General features: G+C 71.3%; 9 protein-coding genes (1 of these 9 running past the window's edge). 2 read left to right on the forward strand and 7 right to left on the reverse strand.

Annotation, left to right across the window (positions count from 1 at the left end):
- The 4 genes from N6H00_RS14555 to N6H00_RS14570 all read right to left on the reverse strand — a co-directional run.
- On the reverse strand, positions 1–11,647 hold the start of the coding sequence (locus tag N6H00_RS14555; RefSeq protein WP_268972097.1) for a type I polyketide synthase. The gene continues 17,471 nt to the left of window position 1, outside the view; 11,647 of the gene's 29,118 nt are visible here — the first part of the coding sequence; it begins with the start codon at positions 11,645–11,647; the stop codon falls past the left edge of the window.
- A gap of 349 nt (positions 11,648–11,996) precedes the next feature.
- Complete coding sequence (locus N6H00_RS14560) at positions 11,997–13,538, reverse strand: PH domain-containing protein (RefSeq protein ID WP_268972099.1); 1,542 nt, start codon at positions 13,536–13,538, stop codon at positions 11,997–11,999.
- Positions 13,535–14,035 (reverse strand): PH domain-containing protein, encoded by a 501-nt coding sequence (locus tag N6H00_RS14565; protein WP_268972100.1) that lies wholly within the window; start codon positions 14,033–14,035, stop codon positions 13,535–13,537. The genes N6H00_RS14560 and N6H00_RS14565 overlap by 4 nt, the downstream gene beginning before the upstream one ends.
- A gap of 67 nt (positions 14,036–14,102) precedes the next feature.
- Positions 14,103–14,657 carry a hypothetical protein gene (locus N6H00_RS14570; protein WP_268972102.1) on the reverse strand — a complete coding sequence of 185 codons (555 nt, stop codon included), beginning with the start codon at positions 14,655–14,657 and terminating at the stop codon, positions 14,103–14,105.
- 191 nt (positions 14,658–14,848) lie between these two features.
- Between N6H00_RS14570 and N6H00_RS14575 the strand changes: the two genes are divergently transcribed.
- Entirely contained in the window at positions 14,849–16,093 is a 1,245-nt protein-coding gene (locus N6H00_RS14575; protein ID WP_268972103.1) for a sensor histidine kinase, read from the forward strand.
- A complete protein-coding gene (locus N6H00_RS14580) occupies positions 16,086–16,736 on the forward strand; it encodes a response regulator transcription factor (protein WP_268972104.1) in 651 nt (216 codons plus the stop codon). The genes N6H00_RS14575 and N6H00_RS14580 overlap by 8 nt, the downstream gene beginning before the upstream one ends.
- Positions 16,737–16,770: 34 nt before the next feature.
- On the opposite strand, the gene N6H00_RS14585 is transcribed toward N6H00_RS14580, so the two are convergent.
- From N6H00_RS14585 to N6H00_RS14595, 3 genes are all read right to left on the reverse strand, one after another.
- Positions 16,771–19,584, reverse strand: coding sequence for a helix-turn-helix transcriptional regulator (locus tag N6H00_RS14585; protein ID WP_268972105.1), 2,814 nt, complete (start codon positions 19,582–19,584; stop codon positions 16,771–16,773).
- Positions 19,585–19,688: 104 nt separating this feature from the next.
- The gene (locus N6H00_RS14590; RefSeq protein ID WP_268972106.1) at positions 19,689–20,450 is read right to left on the reverse strand and encodes a thioesterase II family protein; all 762 of its coding nucleotides are present in this window, start codon (positions 20,448–20,450) and stop codon (positions 19,689–19,691) included.
- Between the two features lie 117 nt (positions 20,451–20,567).
- Positions 20,568–22,670 carry an FUSC family protein gene (locus N6H00_RS14595; RefSeq protein ID WP_268972107.1) on the reverse strand — a complete coding sequence of 701 codons (2,103 nt, stop codon included), beginning with the start codon at positions 22,668–22,670 and terminating at the stop codon, positions 20,568–20,570.
- Positions 22,671–22,747 lie beyond the last annotated feature (77 nt).

The following is a 22,747-nucleotide window of genomic DNA, read 5'->3' on the forward strand; positions in this document are numbered from 1 at the left end:
ACCGCCCACGGGCCGCCACCAGCGTCGCCGCGTCGGCGAGGGACAGCACACCCGCCACATGTGCGGCAGCCAGCTCACCGATGGAGTGGCCCGAGAGGAAGTCCGGCGTCAGCCCCCAGGCATCGACCAGCCGGAACAGCGCCACCTCGATGGCGAACAGCGCGGGCTGAGTGAACCCGGTCTGGTCGAGCGCCTCGGCATCGTCCCCGAACAGCACATCCCGCAGCGGCCGCTCCAGATGCAGATCCAGATGCGCACACACCTCATCCAACGCCTCCGCGAACACCGGATAGGCGTCATACAGCTCACGCCCCATCCCCAGCCGCTGACTCCCCTGCCCCGTGAACAGGAACGCCACCTTGCCGTCCGCGACCGTCCCCTCCACCACGGACGGAGCCGACTCACCCCGCTCCAGTGCGGTGAGCGTCCGCAACAGGGCGTCCCGGTCGCCGACGGTCAGCACCGCACGCCGCTCCAGGGCAGCGCGGCCGACAGCCAGAGCGTGAGCGACATCAAGGAGCGCCGACTCCGGCCGCTCCGCGAGGTGAGTGTGCAGGCGTCCGGCCTGCTCCCGCAGCGCTTCGGCGTTCTTGGCCGACAGCACGAACGGCAGCACACCGCCGAGACCGTCCCGCTCAGCCACCTCCACCGGTTCCTCGACCACCGGGGCCTGCTCGATGATGGTGTGCGCGTTGGTGCCACTGATCCCGAACGAGGAGATACCCGCGCGGCGCGGACGGCCGGTCTCCGGCCACTCCACCCGCTCCGTCAGCAGCGACACCGCACCCGCCGACCAGTCCACATGCGGCGACGGCTCATCCACATGCAACGTCTGCGGCAGCACCCCGTGCCGCATCGCCAGCACCATCTTGATGATGCCCGCGACACCGGCGGCGGCCTGGGTGTGCCCGATGTTGGACTTGATCGACCCCAGCCACAACGGCCGGTCCGCATCCCGCTCCTGACCGTAAGTGGCCAGCAGGGCCTGGGCCTCGATCGGGTCACCCAGCCTGGTGCCCGTGCCGTGCGCCTCGACCACGTCCACATCGCCGGTCGTCAGCCCAGCGCTGGCCAGTGCCTGCCGGATGACACGCTGCTGCGAGGGACCGTTCGGCGCCGTCAGACCATTGGACGCACCGTCCTGGTTGATGGCCGAGCCCCGCACGATGGCCAGCACCGGGTGGCCGTTACGACGGGCGTCCGACAGCCGCTCCACCAGCAGCATGCCCACGCCCTCGCCCCAACCGGTGCCATCGGCCCCGGCCGCGAACGCCTTGATCCGGCCGTCGGCGGCAAGCCCACGCTGACGGCTGAAGTCGATGAAGCTCTCGGGGGTGGACATCACCGTGACACCACCCGCGAGCGCCATCGAGCACTCACCCTGCCGCAGCGCCTGCACCGCCAGATGCAGCGCCACCAACGACGACGAGCAGGCCGTGTCGACCGTGACCGCCGGACCCTCAAGGCCAAAGGTGTAAGCGACGCGGCCGGACACCACACTCGCCGCGTTACCCGTGCCCAGATGACCCTCCAGGCCCTCCGGCGGGGTGGAGACGAGCCCGGCGTAGTCCTGGCCGTTGGTGCCCGCGAAGACACCGGTACGGCTGCCGCGCAGCGTGGCCGGGTCGATACCCGCGCGCTCGAACGCCTCCCACGAGGTCTCCAGCAACAGCCTCTGCTGCGGATCCATGGCAAGGGCCTCACGCGGCGATATCCCGAAGAACGCCGCGTCGAAGTCCCCGGCGTCGTACAGGAAACCACCCTCACGCGTGTACGACGTCCCCTGACGCTCCGGATCCGGGTCGTACAACCCCGCCAGATCCCAGCCACGGTCGGACGGGAACTCCGCAATCGCGTCCCCACCCGCCGTCAACAGCTCCCACAACTCCTCCGGCGACCGCACCCCACCCGGGAAACGACAGCTCATCGCCACGATCGCGATCGGATCATCGGCCACCGCAACCGCCGGCGCCACGGCACCGCCACTCACCACGGCATCCGAGCCCACCAGCTCCGTCCGCAGGTGGTCGGCGAGGGCGGTGGCGTTCGGGTAGTCGTAGATCAGCGTCACGGGCAGCCGCAGACCGGTCGCCCCGCTCAGCCGATTGCGCAGCTCAACAGCGGTGAGCGAGTCGAAGCCCAGCTCCTTGAACGCACGCCCGGCCTCGACCGCATCAGCCCCGCCGTGCCCCAGCACCGACGCGACCTGCGCACGCACCAACTCCAGCAACGTCTGCGTACGCTCGGCCTCCGTCAGACCCGACAGCCGCTCCGCCAACGTCCCAGCCGCAGCAGGAACGTCCAGGCGCGGCCCGCCCTCGGCAGCCGGCGCGGGACGCGCCTCAGGCAGCTCCCCGAACAGCGCACTCGTCCGCACAGCGGTGAACTCGGCAAGGAACCGATGCCAGTCGATGTCCGCAACCGTCACAGCGGTGTCATCGAGATCCAACGCCCGCTGCAACGCGGCAACAGCGGACTCGGGCGCCATCGGCGGCACGCCATCGCGCCGCATCCGCCGCTCGAACGCCTCGTCAGCGGCCATGCCACCCTCGGCCCACGGACCCCACGCAATCGAGGTCGCAGGCAACCCCTCAGCACGCCGCCGCTCAGCCAACGCATCCAGATAGGCATTGGCCGCCGCGTAATTCCCCTGCCCAGCCGCACCCACCGAACCGGCGATCGAGGAGAAGAGCACAAACGCCGACAGGTCCAGCTCACGCGTCAGCTCATGGAGGTTCTGCGCGGAGACGGCCTTGGCGCGCACCACCCGCTCCACACGCTCGGCATCCAGCGCGTCCACCAGTCCGTCGTCCAGCACACCGGCCGCATGCACGACGGCGGTCAGCGGGAACTCCGCCGGAAGCCCGGCCAGCAACTCCGCGAGCGCATCCCGGTCCGCCACATCACACGCGGCAACCGTCACCCGAGCACCCGAAGCCACCAGCTCATCCCGCAGCCCCACCGCACCCGGAGCCTCCAGCCCACGACGACTGGTCAGCACCACATGCTCAGCACCATTGGCCACCAGCCAACGGGCCACATGAGCACCCAACGCACCCGTACCACCCGTCACCAACACCGACCCAGCACCCGGAACCCACCCACCGTCCGAGGCCGATGCCGGGGCCGAAGCCCGCACCAACCGACGCCCGAACACACCCGAGGCCCGCACCGCGACCTGGTCCTCACCACCAGCACCAGCCAGCACACCGGCCAGCCGTCCCAGCGCACGCTCATCGGCCGTCTCGGGAAGGTCGACCAGACCGCCCCACCGCTCCGGCAGCTCCAACGCCGCCACCCGGCCAAGACCCCACACCAACGCCTGGCCAGGGCTCACCACACCATCGGAACGCCCCACCGACACCGCACCCCGCGTCGCCACCCACAACGGCGCACCCACACCCGCATCACCCAACGCCTGCACCAACACAGCCGTACGCAACAGACCCGACGCACCCTCGACCGCCAGCAGCGAGAACACCCCCGCCACCGAACCGCCCACGACCGCCGTCCGCAGCTCCTCCGCCAACCCGGCCCGGTCCACCGCGCTCGACTCGACCACGCGCACATCAACACCACGCCCGGCCAGCGCCCGCACCACACCCGTGGCCCAGACACCCTCGGCGTCATCCCCCGGGACGACCACCAGCCAACAGCCACCCAACACACCAACCGCCGACCGCTCCGTCACCGGCTTCCACGACACCCGGTAACGCCAACCATCCACCGTCGAACGCAACGACTCCTGCCGCCGCCACGACGACAACGCCGGCAACACCTCACCCAGCGAAAGCCCCGGATCCACCGCCAACTCCGCCGCCAACGCGGCCACATCCCCGCGCTCCACCACATCCCAGAACCGCCCGTCGACGGCACCACCCGGCGCAACCTCCGACGCCGCCGGAACCTCCTCCCACCAGTACCGGATGCGCTGGAAGGCATACGTCGGCAGCTCAACCCGCCGCGCCCCAGTGCCCTCGAAGAAGCGACCCCAATCCGGAGACTGACCCCGGACATGCAACACGGCCAGGGCAGCGGTCACCGACTCGGCCTCCGCACGACCCTTCCGCAACGCGGCAACAAACGCGGCGTCCGACGCCGAATCAGTCACACACTCCTGCGCCATCGCCGACAGCACACCATCAGGACCCAGCTCAACGAAGGTCGTCACACCCTCCGCTTCCAACACCCGCACACCATCAAGGAAACGCACGGCCTCACGGACATGCCGCACCCAGAAGTCGGCGCTGGTGATCTCCTCAGCGGACACCACGCCACCGGTCAGATTCGACACGATGGGGATACGCGGAGCCTCGTACGACAGCCCCTGCGCCACCTCACGGAACGCCTCCAGCATCCCGTCCATACGCGGCGAGTGGAACGCATGGCTCACCGTCAGCCGCTTGGTCTTACGACCCCGCTCCTCGAACGACGCCGCGATCTCCACCGCCGCGTCCTCATCACCCGCGATGACGACCGAGGAAGGCCCGTTGAGCGCGGCGATGCTGACCCGCTCGGTCAGCAGCGACGCCACCTCGTCCTCCGACGCCTGCACCGCGATCATCGCGCCACCGGCCGGCAGCTCCTGCATCAACCGCCCACGAGCCGCCACCAGCGTGCACGCGTCCGCCAGCGACAGCACACCCGCCACATGCGCCGCCGCCAGCTCACCGATCGAATGACCGGACAGAAAATCGGGACGCAGGCCCCACGCCTCCACCAGCCGGAACAGCGCCACCTCAACCGCGAACAGCGCAGGCTGAGTGAACCCCGTCTGATCCAATACGGCCGCGTCGTCCCCGAACAGCACATCCCGCAGCGGCCGCTCCAGATGCAGATCCAGATGCGCACACACCTCATCCAACGCATCCGCGAACACCGGATAGGCGTCATACAGCTCACGCCCCATCCCCAGCCGCTGACTCCCCTGCCCCGTGAACAGGAACGCCACCTTGCCCTCGACCACCGAACCCTCGACCACGCCCGGGGCAGCCTCGCCCCGGGCCAGCGCGTCCAGGCTCGCGAGGAACGCCTCGCGGTCCGTGGTGACGAGGGCGGCGCGCCGCTCCAGCGCGGCGCGGCTGGTGGCGAGTGAGAAGGCGAGGTCGGTCGCGCTCAGCTCGGGGTGGGTGCGCAGATGGGTGGCCAGCTGTGCGGCCTGGGCGTGCAGCGCCTGCCCGTCCTTCGCCGACAGCAGCCACGGCAGTGCGGTCAGTTCACGCGGCTCAGGCTGCTCGGCCGGGGCAACCGGCAGGGCCGGGGCCTGTTCGATGATGGTGTGCGCGTTGGTGCCGCTGAGCCCGAACGAGGAGATGCCCGCGCGGCGCGGACGGCCGGTCTCCGGCCACTCCACCTGCTCCGTCAGCAGCGAGACGGCCCCCGCCGACCAGTCCACGTGCGGCGACGGCTCATCCACATGCAACGTCTGCGGCAGCACACCATGCCGCATCGCCAGCACCATCTTGATGATGCCCGCCACACCGGCCGCGGCCTGGGTGTGCCCGATGTTGGACTTGATCGACCCCAGCCACAACGGCCGGTCCGCGTCCCGCTCCTGGCCATACGTGGCCAGCAGGGCCTGGGCCTCGATCGGGTCACCCAGCGTCGTACCCGTACCGTGCGCCTCGACCACATCCACATCACCGGCCGACAGCCCCGCACCGGCCAGCGCCTGCCGAATGACACGCTGCTGCGAGGGACCGTTCGGCGCCGTCAGACCATTGGACGCACCGTCCTGGTTGATGGCCGAGCCCCGCACGATGGCCAGCACCGGGTGGCCGTTCTTCTCCGCGTCCGACAGCCGCTCCACCAGCAGCATGCCGACGCCCTCGCCCCAACCGGTGCCATCCGCACCCGCCGCGAACGCCTTGATCCGCCCATCCGCCGCAAGCCCACGCTGACGGCTGAAGTCGACGAACGCCTCGGGTGTGGACATCACCGTGACGCCACCCGCGAGCGCCATCGTGCACTCGCCCTGCCGCAGCGCCTGAACGGCCATGTGGAGTGCCACCAGCGACGACGAACACGCCGTGTCGACCGTGACCGCCGGACCCTCCAGACCAAAGGTGTAGGCGACGCGCCCAGACACCACACTCGCCGCGTTACCCGTGCCCAGATGACCCTCCAGGCCCTCCGGCGGGGTGGAGACGAGCCCGGCGTAGTCCTGGCCGTTGGTGCCCGCGAAGACACCGGTACGGCTACCGCGCAGCGTGGCCGGGTCGATACCCGCACGCTCGAACGCCTCCCACGACGTCTCCAGCAGCAACCGCTGCTGCGGATCCATCGCCAGCGCCTCACGCGGCGAGATCCCGAAGAACGCCGCGTCGAAGTCTCCGGCGTCGTAGAGGAAACCACCCTCACGCGTGTACGACGTCCCCTGACGCTCCGGATCCGGGTCGTACAACCCCGCCAGATCCCAGCCACGGTCGGACGGGAACTCCGCAATCGCGTCCCCACCCGCCGTCAACAGCTCCCACAACTCCTCCGGCGACCGCACCCCACCCGGGAAACGACAGCTCATCGCCACGATCGCGATCGGATCATCGGCCACCGCGACCGCCGGCGCCACGGCGCCGCCACTCACCACGGCATCCGAGCCCACCAGCTCCGTCCGCAGGTGGTCGGCGAGGGCGGTGGCGTTCGGGTAGTCGTAGATCAGCGTCGCCGGCAGGCGCAGGCCGGTCGCCGCGTTCAGCCGGTTGCGCAGCTCGATCGCGGCCAGCGAGTCGAAGCCCAGCTCCTTGAACGCACGCCCGGCCTCGACCGCCTCGGCCCCGCCGTGCCCCAGCACCGACGCGACCTGCGCACGCACCAACTCCAGGAGCGCACTGTCCTGTTCGGCCCTCGGCAGGCCGCTCAGGCGCTCGCCGAGGGGGGAGGCGGCGTCGGCGTCGGTGACGACGTGGCCGGTGTCGGCGCCGGCCGTGGCGCGCGGTCCGGCCTCCGGCAGGTCGGCGATCAGCGGGCTCGGGCGTACGGCGGTGAGGGTGCGGGCGAAGTGCTCCCAGTCGATGTCCGCGACCGTCACGGCGGTGTCATCGAGGTCCAGCGCCTGCCGCAACGCGGCCAGCGCCGACTCGGGCGCCATCGGCGGCATGCCCTCGCGGCGCATCCGCCGCTCCATGGCGTCGTCACCGGCCATGCCGGAGTCCGCCCACGGGCCCCAGGCGATCGAGGTGGCGGGCAGGCCCTCGGCACGCCGCCGCTCGGCCAACGCGTCCAGATAAGCATTGGCCGCCGCGTAATTACCCTGTCCGGCCGCACCCACCGATCCGGTGATCGAGGAGAACAGCACGAACGCCGACAGGTCCAGGTCACGCGTCAGCTCGTCCAAATGACGTGCGGCGTCGGCCTTCGCCCGGAGCACCGAGGCAAACCGCTCCGGCGTGAGCGAATCCAGTACGCCGTCGTCCAGCACACCGGCCGCGTGCACCACAGCCGTCAGCGGGAACTCCGCCGGAAGCCCGGCCAGCAACTCCGCGAGCGCGTCCCGGTCGGCCACATCACACGCGGCAACGGTCACCCGAGCACCCGAAGCCACCAGCTCATCCCGCAGCTCCACCGCACCCGGAGCCTCCAGCCCACGACGACTGGTCAGCACCACATGCTCAGCACCATTGGCCACCAGCCAACGGGCCACATGAGCACCCAACGCACCCGTACCACCCGTCACCAGCACCGAACCCGAAGCCCGCCAGCCCTCATCGCCCGACGTCCGGCTCCCGACCGCCCGCACCAACCGGCGCCCGAACACACCCGAGGCCCGCACCGCGACCTGATCCTCGCCACCGGCACCGGCCAGCACACCCGCCAGCCGCCCCAGCGCACGCTCATCCACCGACTCCGGCAGATCAACCAGACCGCCCCACCGCTCCGGCAGCTCCAACGCCGCCACCCGACCAAGCCCCCACACCAACGCCTGGCCCGGAACCACCACACCATCGGAACGCCCCACCGACACCGCACCCCGCGTCGCCACCCACAACGGCGCACCCACACCCGCATCACCCAACGCCTGCACCAACACAGCCGTACGCAACAGTCCCGACGCACCCTCGCCCACCGCGAGAAGCGACACCACACCCGTCACCGCGGTGTCGTCCACCGCCGTCCGCAGCTCCTCCGCCACCCCGGCGCGGTCCGCAGCACCCGGCTCGACCACGCGCACGTCCACACCACGCCCGGCCAGCGTCCGCACCACACCCGCACACCACGCGCCCTCGGCCTCACCGGCGGGCACCACAACCACCCAGCAGCCACCCGGCGCACCTGCCGTCGACCGCTCCGTCACCGGCTTCCACGACACCCGGTAACGCCAACCGTCCACCACCCCACGCACCGACTCCTGCCGCCGCCACGACGACAACGCCGGCAACGCCTCACCCAGCGAAACCCCCGGATCCACCGCGAGCTCCGCCGCCAGCGCGGCCACATCCCCGCGCTCCACCACATCCCAGAACCGCCCGTCGACGGCACCGCCCGGCGCGGCCTCCGACGCCGGTGCGGCCGGGGCCGGGGCGTTGAGCCAGTACCGCTGGCGCTGGAAGGCGTAGGTGGGCAGGTCGACCGTGCGGGCTCCGGTGGTGGCGTAGGGGGCGGCCCAGTCGGCCTTCTTGCCCCGGACGTACGCCAGCGCCACGGCCGCGCTCAGGGTTTCGGCCTCGGGGCGCCCGCCGCGCAGCGCGGGGGCGTACGCGGTGCCGTCGGCGTCGGGCAGACAGTCCTGGGCCATGGCGGTGAGCACGGCGTCGGGGCCGAGCTCCAGGAAGGTGGTGGCGCCCTTGTCGGCGAGGGTCCGCACACCGTCGCGGAAGCGGACCGCCTCGCGGACATGGCTCACCCAGTACTCGGGCGAGCACAGTTCCTCGGCGGTGGCGACCCGCCCGGTGACGGTGGAGACCACGGGGATGCGCGGCGGCGCGTACTCCAGCACCTGGGCGACGCGCCGGAACTCGGCGAGCATGCCGTCCATGAGCGGCGAGTGGAACGCGTGGCTGACCGTGAGCCGCTTGGTCTTGCGGCCCTGTGCCTCGAAGCCCGCCGCGATCTCCAGAGCCGTCTCCTCGTCACCCGAGACGACGACGGAGTCGGGGCCGTTGACGGCGGCGATGCCGATCCGGTCCTCACGTCCGGCGAGCAGCGGCAGCACCTCGTCCTCGGACGCCTGCACCGCGATCATCGCGCCACCGGCCGGGAGCTCCTGCATCAGCCGGCCACGGGCGGCGACCAGCGCGGCGGCGTCCTCGAGGGACAGCACACCGGCCACGTGGGCCGCGCTGAGCTCGCCGATGGAGTGTCCGGCGAGCAGGTCGGGGCGCAGTCCCCAGGACTCGATGAGGCGGTAGAGCGCGACCTCGACGGCGAACAGGGCGGGCTGGGTGTAGTCGGTGCGGTCGAGGAGGGCGGCCTCGGGGGTGCCCTCCTCGGCGAAGAGCACGTCGAGGAGCGGGCGTTCGAGCTGTTCCTCGAGGTACCAGCAGGCGTCGTCGAGGGCTTCGGCGAAGACGGGGTAGGCGTGGTAGAGCTCGCGGCCCATGCCGAGGCGCTGGCTGCCCTGTCCGGTGAACAGCAGGGCGAGCTTTCCGGCGGCGGGGGCACCGCGGACGACGGACGGGCTGTCGCCGCCGTCGGCGAGGGTGCGCAGGGCGGCGAGGAAGCCGTCCCGGTCGCCGGCGAGGAGCACGGCGCGCTGCTCGAAGGTGGCGCGGGTGGTGGCCAGGGAGTGGCCGATGTCGGTGAGGGCGAGCCCGGGGTCCGACTCCAGCCACGCGTGCAGCCGCCGGGCCTGGTCGCGGAGGGCGTCGGGGGTCTTCGCGGACAGGGTCCAGGGCAGTACGGCGGGGGTCTGTCCGTCGGGCCGGGCGGTGGACTCGCCGTCGGCGTCCCGGGTTCCGCCGTGGCCGTCGGCGCCGTTCTGCTCCCCGGCGCCGTCCCGTGTCTCGGCGCCGTCCTGTGTCTCGGCGGGAAGCGGGGGCTGTTCGATGATGGCGTGGGCGTTGGTGCCGCTCATGCCGAACGAGGAGACGCCGGCGCGGCGCGGGCGGCCGTGTTCCGGCCAGGGCCGCGCCTCGGTCAGCAGTTCGATGTCACCGGTGGTCCAGTCGACGTGCGGGGTCGGCTCGTCGATGTGCAGGCTGCGCGGCAGGACGCCGTGGCGCATCGCCATGACCATCTTGATGATGCCGCCGACACCGGCCGCGGACTGGGTGTGGCCGATGTTGGACTTGAGCGAGCCGAGCCACAGCGGCTGGTCCGCCTCCCGCTCCTGGCCGTAGGTGGCCAGCAGCGCCTGTGCCTCGATCGGGTCGCCCAGCGTGGTGCCCGTGCCGTGTGCCTCGACCGCGTCCACCTCACCGGCCGACAGTCCGGCGTTGGCGAGGGCCTGGCGGATGACGCGCTGCTGGGCGGGGCCGCTGGGGGCGGTCAGGCCGTTGCTGGCGCCGTCCTGGTTGATGGCGGTGCCGCGGACGACGGCCAGCACCCGGTGGCCGTGCCGACGGGCGTCCGAGAGCCGTTCGACGAGCAGCATGCCGACGCCCTCGCCCCAGGCGGTGCCGTCGGCGGCGGCGGCGAACGGCTTGCAGCGGCCGTCGGGGGCGAGTCCGCGCTGGCGGCTGAAGGCGATGAACGAGCCGGGGTTGGCCATGACCGCCGCGCCGCCCGCGAGCGCCATGGTGCACTCGCCCGCGCGCAGCGCCTGGACGGCCAGGTGGAGCGCCACCAGGGACGAGGAGCACGCGGTGTCGACGGTGACGGTGGGGCCTTCGAAGCCGAAGGTGTAGGCGATGCGGCCGGAGGCGACGCTGGCCGCGTTGCCGGTGACCAGATAGCCCTCGAAGCCCTGTTCGGCCTCGTGCAGCCGGGGTCCGTAGTCCTGGGTCTCGGCGCCGACGAACACACCGGCCCGGCCGCCCCGGAGGGTCGTGGGGTCGATCCCGGCGCGTTCGAAGACCTCCCAGGAGGTCTCCAGCAACAGCCGCTGCTGCGGATCCATCGCGAGCGCCTCACGCGGCGAAATTCCGAAGAACGCCGGATCGAACTCATCGGCGTCGTGCAGGAATCCGCCTTCGCGGGTATAGCTGCGGCCCGCCTTGTCCGGGTCGGGGTCGTAAAGCCCGGCGAGATCCCAGCCCCGGCTCACCGGGAATTCGGAGATGACGTCCTTTCCGTCCGCGACGATTTCCCAGAGTTCTTCGGGAGAGCCCACCGAACCGGGGAAACGGCAGCTCATTCCGATAATCGCGATGGGTTCGTCGGCGGCTGTCGGACCGGTGCCGGTATCGGCCGAGAGGGCGTCGGCGCCGTCGTCGGCGCCCAGCAGTTCGGCCCGCAGATGGCGGGTGAGGTCGGCCGGGGTGGGGTGGTCGAAGGCGAGGGTGACCGGCAGCCGCAGTCCGGTGGCGGCGGTCAGCCGGGCGTGCAGATCGACCGTGGCGAGGGAGTCGAAGCCCAGGTCGAGGAAGGGACGTTCGGGGTCGAGGACGTCCGGCGCCTTGTCCTTGAGGGCCTGTGCGACGACCTCGCCGACCCATGCGCCGAGAGCCTCGGCGCGCTCGGCCTCGGGAAGTCCGGCGAGTCGGTCCCGCCACGGGGACACCTCTTCGGAGCTCGCGTCCTGAATTTCGGTGTGCTCGGGCGTGAAATCCACGGACTCACTCACCATCGCGCGCCCCATTACCTCGCAAGACATAACACCTAGACCGTAGGCCAGCCTTACACAGGGCAGGACGACGAGATACCCCTTCAAACCCCCTATGGACCCCTATCATCCCTTTGAGGTCCCGTATGCACTCACCCTTTCATAAGGGCCGCGCTTAACTCAGGGTGCATGAGAATTCTGGTGGCGACAAGGAGTACGGAGAAACAAGGCGTATTCAGAAGTCGAAACCGCGGCGGCGGGGAGGTCCGCGACGGCAGTTAAGTCCTCAGAGGTGGAGGGGCGGCCTTTCGGTACGCCCCTCCACCTCTCGGGGGATCGCCAGTTGGTCATTGGGTGGTCAGCCACGGCCGGGCGTCCGCTCGATGAATGGGGCGAGCAGCCCGGGTACCGAGGTCTCGGCGAGGGCGATCCCCTGGCCCTCGGTCAGATCGTGCACGTGGTAGGCGCCCTCGCCGGCCGCGGTGGTGGCGCCGACGGTGAGCAGTCCCGCCCGGCGCTGGAAGGGCGTGCGGGAAATCTTCCAGCCGATGATGGCGTCGCGCTGGAGGGCCACGGTGCGGTGCGCGAACGTCCCGGAGGAGGTGACCAGATAGCGGCCGCGGAGCCCATGGCCGAGAGTGCGGTAGGCGTTGATGGCGAACGCCACCAGCAGCGGCACCAGCACCACAGCCGTGATCACTCCGGTGGTGATGAGCCAGCTGCCCAGCCACAGTCCCAGGCCCACCGGGACGGCCGCGATCAGGGCCGACCACATGAGGGCGCGGTTGATCCGGCGCCACAGGGCGGCCCTGGGGTGCGGGAGGAGGCCCTCGCGCGCGATCAGACCGGAGCCCGCCGGCAGCACCTCGGCGGCGACCCGCAGGGCCTCGGCGCGCGGGGTGGGAGAGGTCAGGGCACGACGCCTGCGGTTCTCGTCCTCGCCCCCCAGGCCGGTGGCGACGGCGTTGAGTTTGGCGCCCTTGGCCCAGCGCAGCGGAATGGGCTCGACGAGTTCGAGGCCGCGCAGGTGTCGTTCTTCGATGGTCACCGAGCGGGTGATCAGCAGTCCGCGGCGGATGCGGAGCAGTCCGCCCTCCTCACGGCGCAGTTCGTAGCCGGCCCAGTTCTCGATGAAGGTGGCGGTGGAGCCGACCACGCCGAGGGCGACGATGACGACGACGGCCACCAGGATTCCGTACCACAGCGGAACGGAGCCGAAGCGGCGCTCGAGGTCCTTGACGATGCCGAGTTCGAGCGGGTCGATCTTCATCTCGTTCAGGGTGCGGTACGCACTGCCCGCGGCGATGAAGACGCCGCCGACACCCCAGACGGTGAGCGGGCCGTAGCGCAGCCAGGACCAGTCCAGCCGGCTGATCACACCGTCGTTGTCGGCCACCGCACGGGACCGGCCGGCGTCGCGCAGGGTGATGATCCGGCGGCGCAGTTCAAGGGCGTCGGCCTTGGTGATGCCGTCGAGGGCGAGCCGGCGCGCGGCGGTATCGCTCTGCTCGCCGCTGTCGATCCGCAGCGTGGTGAGGCCGAAGATGCGGTGGACCGGGTTGGCGGTGAGGTCGACGCCGCGGATGCGGCCGACCGGGATCGAGCGCTCGCTGCGGAAGAGCAGACCGGTGTGGATCTCGAAGCGGTCCTCGGTGAGCCGGTAGCGGGTGGTGAACAGCCGCATCAGTCCGATGCCGCTGATGACCAGGAAGGTCACGAACAGCGACGCGAAGGTGATGACGACTTGGAGGTTGGTCTTGCCTCCGGTGAGGACGAGGCTGGCGAGGAACATGGCCAGCGGCGCGCCGAGGAAGGACAGATTGACCAGCAGCAGCCGGCTGTTCAGCCGTCCCCAGTCGTGGCCGGCCGCCTGGGGCGGCGCCGTGGTGTCAGGTGTCATGTGGCGTCTCCGGGGGCCGCCTGGACGCGTGCGGCCAGGTAGTCGACCAGACCCTGGGCGACCTTGTGGTCGATGCCCTTGATCTTCACGGCGCCCGAGGAGGAGGCGGTGGCCACGGTGACACCGGAGAGTCCGAACAGCTGCTGGAGCGGACCACGCAGGGTGTCCACCGTCTGCACCCGGGACAGCGGAACGACCCGCCACTGCTGCCAGAGCCAGCCGGACGCCGCGTAGACCGCCTCGTCGGTGGCCTCCCAGCGGTGGACCCGGTAACGCCAGGCCGGCATGACGGCCATGTAGAGCAGTCCGGGGAGGCACGAGATCAGCGTGGCCCACATGAAGAACTCACGCGTCGGGGGGATGGAGGCCCACAGGATCCCGAAGGTGAGGGGCAGGGGCAGGGCGAACAGTGCCGCCTGGAGAGTCCACCAGCCCATCGCACGGCGGTCGACCCGGTGGCGAGGGGGCCGGAGCCTCAGGTTGTCATGGCGTTCCACTGCTTCACCCTGCTCTGCCTTCGGAGGGGATGCCGGGTACCCCCGGCGGGGTTGGAGGGCTATGAAATCAGGCTCCGGTCGATACCCGGTCGGCGGCCTGCCGGGGCAGCCGGCCGCTGCCGTCGTCCTGGGTCCGCAGCTTGCGCATCTTGGCCAGCAGAACGGCCGTACGGGTCAGCACCATGGCCAGCGCCATGAAGATGAAGGCGTTGGAGTAGGTGTCCTGGCCGCTGATGCCGTAGTCGATGGAGAACTTGATCAGGCCCACGGGGTACCAGTGCTCGGCTCCGTAGACGAAGATGACGCGCGCGCTGGAGAGGACGATCCACACCAGCGCGTAGCCGATGCCGCCGATGGTGTACAACTCGCCCGAGGTGGCGTCCTTGTGGGCGGGCAGCAGCACGCCGGCGATCAGGCCGCAGATGACACCGACGCCGACGCCCACGAGTTGCAGGGACACGTCGTTGTCGCCCACGGTCGGGAAGGAGTGGACGAAGATGGCGACGACCACGGCCACGGCGATGATCGAGCGCAGCATCCGCAGCGTGGTGATGCGGCGGCGGCCGAGGTCGGTCGCCAGGACGATGGTCAGGATGGTGCCGCTCGCGATCAGTGCGGCCATGAATTGGCTCATCTGTGGCATCTGCGACGTTCTCCAAACCAAGGGGACGATGTGCTTCGCGGTGTGACGGCTATGCGTCCCACCAAGGTCAACCGTAGAAGCGGGCCGTACGGCGCGAGACGACTGAACGGTGGGTTCCGGCTGTCAACCGATCGGTGGACACGGTGGACACCCGTGGTAGTACTGAGACCGTGCGCAATCACTCTCCGGGGGACGGCTCGAGGACCGGTGCGTATCTGGGTCCCGAGTCCGGCACCCGCTGGTTCGGCCTCTGGGACGGCTTCTTCGCCGTTTCCTATCTGGTCACCGCCGTCCTGCTTCTCCTCTCCAGCGGCTCCCAGGTCAGCCACTCCCTCCCGGTGGCCGCGCTGACGCTGATGGTGCCCTGGTACGCGGCGGTCGGCCGGGGGCTGATGATCGAGGCGAGCTACGGGCCCCGGAACCTGGTCTTCGCGGTGGGCCTGGTGGCGCTGTTCTGTGTCACCACGGTGTTCAGCCTGATCGGCACCTTCGCGCTGTTCGCGGTCGTCCCCATGCTGATCATGAGCCTGCCGATGAGCTGGGCGGTGGCGCTGGCCACGGTGGCCAATCTGTGTCCGGTGCTGGTGGTGGTGTTCATCGGTGAGGACCTGGGGCTGAGCGTCTGGGAGATGGTGCCGATCTCGCTGCTGAGCATCGCGCTGTCGGTACTGCTGGGGCTGTGGATCAAACGGGTGGTGCGGCAGAGCAAGGAGCGCGGGCAGCTCATCGAGGAGTTGCGGCAGAGCCGGGAGCGGGTGGCCCGGCTCTCCCACGAGGCCGGTATCTCCGCCGAGCGCGAGCGGCTGGCCCGGGAGATCCACGACACGCTGGCGCAGAGTCTGACCAGCATCATCAGCCTGGTGCAGGCGGCCGAGTCGGAGGTGCGCGACGCACCGGACCAGGCGGTGGACCATCTGTCGCTGGCCGGGCGGGTGGCCAAGGAGTCGCTCGCCGAGGCCCGTGACTTCGTGGCCGCCCTGACCCCGCCCGCGCTGCGCGGCGGCTCGCTGTCGCAGGCGGTGCGCCGGCAGGCGGAGGGGCTGATCGCCGAAACCGGCCTGGAGGTGCGGTGTTCGGTGATGGGCGAGGAGAAGGCCCTGCCGATGGCGGTCAGCGTGGTGCTGCTGCGCACCGTGCAGGAGGCCATCGCCAATGTGCGCAAGCACGCCAAGCGGGCCCGTACGGTGGATGTGATCGTGGTCTTCGACCAGGACGGCGTCCGGCTGCTGGTCCGCGACGACGGCGAGGGGTTCACCCCGGACGGCACACAGGAAGGCTACGGGCTGCGCGGGATGCAGGCCCGGGTGGAGGAGATCGACGGGGTGGCGTCCGTCACCAGCGGCCCCGGACGGGGCACCACCGTGGAGGTGAGCGTGCCGGTGACGGCGCTGACCGGGGAGGCAGCGAATGGCTGAGGGAGCGTCGAACGGGTCGGGCGGGCCCATCAGGGTCCTGCTGGCCGATGACCATCCCGTGGTGCGGGAGGGGCTGAGCGCCATGCTGGACTCCGCCGAGGGGATCACGGTGGTCGGGCAGGCCGGTTCCGGTGAGGAGGCGGTGGTCCAGGCGGTCGCGCTGCGGCCGGACATCACCCTGCTGGACCTGCGCATGGGCGGCATGGACGGGGTCGAGGCCACCGGGCAGATCCTGCGGCAGGTGCCGGCCTGCAAGGTGGTCATCGTGACCACCTACGAGGACGACTCCGACATCCTGCGGGCGGTGGAGGCGGGCGCCGCGGGCTATCTGCTGAAGGGCAGCTCACGTCAGGAGCTGATCGACGCGGTGCAGACCGCGGCGCGCGGCGAGACGGTGCTCACCCCCTCGCTCGCGGGCAAGCTCTTCCGCACCCGGGTGGCCGAGCCGTCCCCGCTCTCCAACCGTGAGCGGGAGGTGCTGCGGCTGGTCGGCCGGGGGCTGACCAACGCCGAGATCGGCGCGGAGCTGTTCGTCAGCGAGGCCACGGTCAAGACGCATCTGCTGCGCTCGTATCGGAAGCTCGGCGTCTCCGACCGCACGGCCGCGGTGCTGAAGGCCATGGAGCAGGGCCTGCTCTCCTGACCTCGGCGGTGCGGTCAGGAGCGCCGGGAGGCCCTCACACCGTGCCCGTCAGACTGCTGTCGGAGAGCTTCGCGGGCAGGTCGCGGCGGCGCTTGACGTTCAGCTTGCGGTAGATGCGGGTCAGGTGCTGCTCCACGGTGCTGACGGTGACGTACAGCTTGGAGGCGATCTCCCGGTTGGTGTTGCCGTGCGCGGCCAGTACCGCGATCCGTACCTCGGCCTCGGTCAGGGCCTCCACATCGCGCTGCGCCTCCGACCCCTGGCCCGGCTGTGCGGCGGCCGCGGCGAACTCGCCGCTGTCCGCGTGCCGGGGCATCAGCTCGCGGCACAGCGGATCGGCGCCGCAGGTCTTGGCCACGTGCCAGGCCTTGCGGACGAACACCCGGCCCCGGTTGAAGTCGCCCAGGGAGCGGTAGGCGCGGCCGAGTTCGCCGAGGGCGATGGCCAGCTGGACGCGGTCGTCGCCGCCCTCCAGGATCTCGACGGCCTCCTTGAGCCGGGGCACCCGGCGCTTGAGCTCATCGGTGCGGGCCAGGACGACCAGCAGGGCGCCGCGCAGCCGGGCGTCGTCCGGGCCCCGCCGCAGCTGCTCCTCGGCCAGCGCGCGGGCGCGCCCCGGGTCGCCGAGGGCCAGCCAGGTCTCGGCGGCGTCCAGCCGCCAGGGGGACAGCAGGGGCATGTCCATCCGCCAGGTGTCCATCAGCTCACCGGCGGCCGTGAAGTCGCCGAGCGCGGCGTGGTAACGGCCGGTGGCCAGATGACAGCGGCCCCTCGCCCGCAGGTAGAACAGCCCGGGGAGGGTCTGGAAGAGCTCGTCGGGCAGGGGCTGTTCGAGCAGCGCCATGGCCTCGTCGTAGTGGCCCATCCCGGTCTCGGCCTGGATCAGGGTGGACAGCAGCAGCCCCAGCCCTACGCCCCAGCCCTGGACCGAGATCCGCGACATCGCCGTGCGCGCCTGGTGCGCGGCGACCTGGAGATCGCCCTGGCGCAGCGCGATTTCGGCCCGTACGGCGGACAGCAGCGCCTGCCAGGTGGGCACGCGGCGGGCGGAGCACTCGCCCAGCAGCCGCTCGCACCAGGACAGGGCGAGGTCGAGCCGGCCGGCCAGGACCAGCGCCAGCAGCGCCACGACCAGCGGCTGGAGGGTGCTGTCGCTCAGGTGGTAGCGCTGGAGGACCCGTTCCGCCTCGATGACGGCCCGGTCGACCTGGCCCTCGGTGAGCGCGGCGGACATGGTGGCCGCGGCGTGGGCGTAGGCCAGGCCGGCCATGTCGCGGGGGGCGCCGGTGGCCGCCGGGCTGCCGGTGCCGACGGTGGGCAGGCGGTCGCGCAGCGGGGGGCTGAGCATCGTCAGCCACTGGGCGGAGGCGGAGACGGCGGCGGTCATCGCGGGGTCGTCGTCGCCGGCGCGGGCCGAGCGGGCCAGCGCACAGACGGCGTCGGCGGCCGCGTCCAGCCGTCCCGACCAAGCGAGGTAGGAGGTGGTCGGGGCGACGTCGCGCGGGGCGAGCCGGCCCTTCCGGGCGCCCTCGATGAGCTCCGGCAGATGGCTTTCGGCGGCGGCCGGGCCGATCCGCCAGGCGACGCCGACCAGCCGGGCCTTGAGGGCGGTGCGCTCGGGGCCGGGCTCGCAGGCGTGGTGGGCGTATTCGAGGCAGCGGAGCGCGAACTCCAGCTCCTCCTCGACCAGGGCGAACTCGGCGGCCTCGCGCAGCACGGGGACGGTCCAGGCTTCCGCGTCCTGCCGGGCGGAGACCAGCTGGCGGGCGACGTCGAGCGCGGAGGCGCCGTCGGTGTGCAGCAGCCGGGCCGCGCGGGCGTGCAGGGTGGAGCGGGCGGTCGCGGGGATCGCGTCGAGCACCGCGGTACGGGCCACCTCGTCGCGGAAGGCGTTGTGTTCCAGGAGGCCGCACTGGTGCAGGTCCTGGATGCCCTGGTGGACCGTGTTGACGCTCAGGTCGAGGAGCTGGCCGAGCAGCCGCGGGGAGCGGGCGTCGCCGAGTACGGCGATCCCGCGGGCGATCCGCAGCGCCTCGGGTTCGCCGCGGTGCAGACAGCCGAGGACGGCGTGGGCGAACGCCTCACCGGGCACGGGCCGTTGCTGGGCCTCGCCGTGCTCGCCCACGGTCCGCCAGTCCTCCAGCAGGGCGCGCAGCAGCAGCGGGTTGCCGCCGGAGACGCGGTGGCATTCGGGGGCCAGGCGGGCGGCGACGGTGGCGGACAGGGAGCCGGACAGCGCCTCGGCGACACCGGCCTCGGTGAGCATGTGCAGCCGCATGCGGACGCAGTTGGGCTGGCGGAGCAGTTCGGCGTGGAAGGTGAACTGTTCCTGGCGGAGCCGGGGCGATTCGGTGAGGACGATGAGGACCTTCGCCTGGCGCACCCGGCGGGCCAGATGGAGCAGGAATTCCAGGGACTGGCCGTCGCCGCAGTGCACATCGTCGACGAGGACGACAAGAGTGCGATCGTCGACCATGCGCAGCAGTACCGAGGTGATCTGGGACATCACGTGCATACGTCCCGCGGCGGTGCTTTCCGGTGCGTTCCCGTCAAGCAGCGCGATCGCTTCGGACCGTACGTCGGCGGGCATCGCGGCGTTGTCGAAGATCTTGCGGAGAATGCCGAAGGGAAGGTCGCTCTCGGCGCGCGAACCGGCCGCTTCCAGGAGCAGCGCGCCCTGGTCGATGGCGTGTTCGGCGAAGGTGTTCAGCAGCGTGGTCTTCCCGCTGGCCACCGCGCCGCTGACCAGAGCCAGCCGGCCTCGCCCCTGCGTCGCACCGCGCAGCATGTCGCGCAGCGCCGACAGGTGGTTCTCGCACTCGAAGAGGTTCGCAGGCAAAGAATTCATCCCCCGAGGGACGCCCTCCGATGCCCCTGACGGACCGCCGGGGCATCGAGCGTGGCGCGCGGTGTTGTGCAATGCGTCGGCTAGGTTTCCTGAAGCGGTCCGGCTCAGGGTTTCGGTCCCGAAAGCGCCTCCGCGACGAGACTCATGATCTGCGCTTGGTGTCCGGCCAGGAAGAAATGGCCGCCCGGGAACACCCGGATGTCGAACGCCCCGGTGGTGTGCGACCGCCATGCCGCGGCCTCATCGAGGCTGGTCCTGGGGTCGTTGTCGCCGGTCAGTACGGTGATCGGCGAGCGGACGGCGGCGTCGGGCGCGGAGCGGTAGGTCTCGATCGCCTTGTAGTCACCGCGGATCGCCGGCATCGCCATGCGCAGGATCTCCTCGTTTCCGAGAATGCGTGAATCGGTGCCGCTGAGCAGCTTCATCTCGCGTACGACACCGTCGTCATCACGCCGGTGCACCTTCTCGTCGCGGTAGCGGGAGGGGGCCCGGCGGCCCGAGGCGAAGAGGGCACGCGCGGAGAACCCCGCATCGGCCTCCTCCAGACGGCGGGTCACCTCGAACGCGAGCACGGCGCCCATGCTGTGCCCGAAGAAGACAATCGGGAGATCGAGCCAGGGCGTCAACTCCGCCGCGATGGCGTCCGCGTACTCCGCGATGTTGTCGATCAGCGGTTCGTGCCGCCGGTCCTGACGCCCCGGATACTGCACGCACAGGACATCGGCGGACGAGGAAAGCGTTTGGGACATCGGGAAGAAGAACGGCGCCGACCCCCCGGCGTGCGGCAGACAGACCAGCCGGGCGCGACTGCTCGGCGCCGGATGGAATCGTCGTATCCAGACGCTGTCTTCTCGCGGTGCACCCATGCGTTGGGAAAGTCTTTCACTCATCAAGCAATCCGTGGGGGGACAAGAACAGCACTGCCCCCTTCATGACTAACACGACCGATGATGTAGGGGGCACCCCTAAGTTTACGGGGATCCTCATTGACTGGGCCCTCGGGGCGTGCGCGACTGCCGGGCGCTCTTGCTGAGCGCCTCCGACAGATCGTCCAGGGCGTCCACGAGTTGCTCGGCGCCGCGCAGCGCCACCCCCGGCGGGTCCCCGGCCGTCCGCCGCCACCGCTCCAGCGACCGGTGCACCGCGGCCCAGTGCGGCGGCCGCCGTTCGCGTACCGCCTCGACCGCCTCCGGCATCTCCTGCCGCAGTGCCGCGGCGAAGTCCTCGGCCGCCGCGGACGGCGGCACATCACGCTCGGGCAGATGCGCCTCCAGCAGCATGACGACCCGTCCCATCGTGGACAGCGCCGTCTGCGCGGCCCGCGCCGCGCGCCGCGACAGTCCGCGGTGGCGCACCGGTTCCCGGTGGGCCTGTGCCTCGCTCTGCTCCCAGGCGGCCCGCGCCGCGCGGGCGTCCAGCAGGGCGTCCCGCACCTGACGGGGGCGGCGGTCGGCGGGGCGGGCGTAGACGTCGAGGACGGCGGTGGCGAACGAGCCGTTGGCGGCCAGCCAGTCGGCGAGCCGGTCCCGCAGCCGCGGTGTCTCCCAGGCGGGGAAAACCGCGTAGGCGGCCATCGCCAGCACCCCGCCGAGCAGGGTCAGCGCCACCCGCGCCTGGACGGTCTGCTGCCATGCCTCGCCCGGGATGCTGAGCAGGAAGACGACATACGCGCTCACACACGCCGAGGTCACGATGAAACCGGTGCGCAGCAGCAGATACATCGACAGCACGCACAGCACGGCCAGCGTGGTGCTCAGATAGGGGCCGGGGTGGACCAGCGCCACCAGGCCACCGCCGACCAGCACCCCCGCCAGGGTGCCGAGGAAGCGGGCGATACCACGGGAGTACGTCTGGGCGAAGTCCGGCCGCAGGACCATCGTGGAGGTCAGCGGCGCCCAGTAGGCGTGCCCCAGCGGCAGGGCCGTGGACAGCAGATAGCCGCTGACGGCGACCGCGCACAGGCGCACCGCGTGCCGCAGCACCGGCGAGGACCAGCGGGCCTCGCGGCGGACGGCGCGCAGCGCCGCGGTCACGGTGCCCGCGATACCGGGGCGGGGCAGGAAGCGGTGGACCATCCGGCCTTCGGCGGACACCTCCTCCACCGGCTCGTCGGACGCCTCCACCACGTCCGCCACCAGCGAGATGAGCCGCAGCGCGGCACGGCGGGCGGCGCCGGTCAGCTGCCCGCCGTCCTCCGGCACCCGCATCACGGACATGGCTTCGGAGGGCACCCGCACCGGTTTGCCGTGGCGGATGGCGTGGGCCACGGCGTCCAGCACGGTGCCCGTGGCGGCCAGCAGTTCCCGCACCCGGTCGCGCTCCGGCCCTTCCTCGGGGGCGCCGACCACCGGATCGGCGAGCGAGGCGAGCACCGGGCGGATCCGCTCGGCCAGCAGCCGGTAGCCCCGCAGCTGGCGGGGGCGGCGCCGGGCCTGACGCGGTGTGAGGGCGGCGGCGCTGCGGGCCTCCATCAGCGGCTTGGGGTCGAACGGCGCCACCGGGTCGTGGCGCAGCCGGCGGGCGTAGTCCGCGACGGCGGCGAGCGCGTCCGCGAGGGCGTCGCGCTGCACACCCCAGGGCCGCACCGGGAAGAGCACGATCAGCAGGGCCTGCACCACGCCGCCGACCCCGATCAGCAAGGCGTGTCCCAGGGCGCCCAGGACCGAGGTCGGCAGGGTGACCGTGATCAGCATGACGGCCACCATCTGGGTGGAGACCAGCCCGGAGACCGGGCCGACCGCCCATGACATGCCCGTCAGCAGCGTCCATACGGCGAGCATGAGGACGAAGCTGAGGGTGTGGGCGGCGGCCAGATAGCCGAGGAAGGTGGACACCGCGAGGAGGGCCGAGGCGGACAGCGCCAGCCAGGGACGGGGACGCCAACTGCGCTGGAAGGTGGCGATCCCGGCGGAGAACGCGCCGAACGCCGCCGAGACGGCGAGCGTCGTGGAGCCGAGCCACAGCGCCACTGTGACGACGAGCGCGACACCGCCCGCGGCGCGGACCGCCACCAGCGGTTCGGTCCTGGTGCGCTCGATCGCGAGTCCCGTCCGGGCGGTCTCCTTCAACGCGTGCGACCAGGTCATACGGCGAGACTACGGGGTGGTCCGGGGAGAACTGAACCACCCGTTCCGGTCTGGTTCCCCCGGGACCGCCCCTGGCG

The sequence above is a fragment of the Streptomyces sp. S465 genome (assembly GCF_026898115.1).
GTDB classification, from domain to species: domain Bacteria; phylum Actinomycetota; class Actinomycetes; order Streptomycetales; family Streptomycetaceae; genus Streptomyces; species Streptomyces luomodiensis.

Bases quoted from the DNA above. Each gene is read 5' to 3' on its own strand.
- N6H00_RS14595 (WP_268972107.1), bottom strand. From the start codon at position 22,670: ATGACCTGGTCGCACGCGTTGAAGGAGACCGCCCGGACGGGACTCGCG.
- N6H00_RS14570 (WP_268972102.1), bottom strand. From the start codon at position 14,657: ATGGCCGCACTGATCGCGAGCGGCACCATCCTGACCATCGTCCTGGCG.
- N6H00_RS14560 (WP_268972099.1), bottom strand. From the start codon at position 13,538: ATGACACCTGACACCACGGCGCCGCCCCAGGCGGCCGGCCACGACTGG.
- N6H00_RS14590 (WP_268972106.1), bottom strand. From the start codon at position 20,450: ATGGGTGCACCGCGAGAAGACAGCGTCTGGATACGACGATTCCATCCG.
- N6H00_RS14585 (WP_268972105.1), bottom strand. From the start codon at position 19,584: ATGAATTCTTTGCCTGCGAACCTCTTCGAGTGCGAGAACCACCTGTCG.
- N6H00_RS14580 (WP_268972104.1), top strand. From the start codon at position 16,086: ATGGCTGAGGGAGCGTCGAACGGGTCGGGCGGGCCCATCAGGGTCCTG.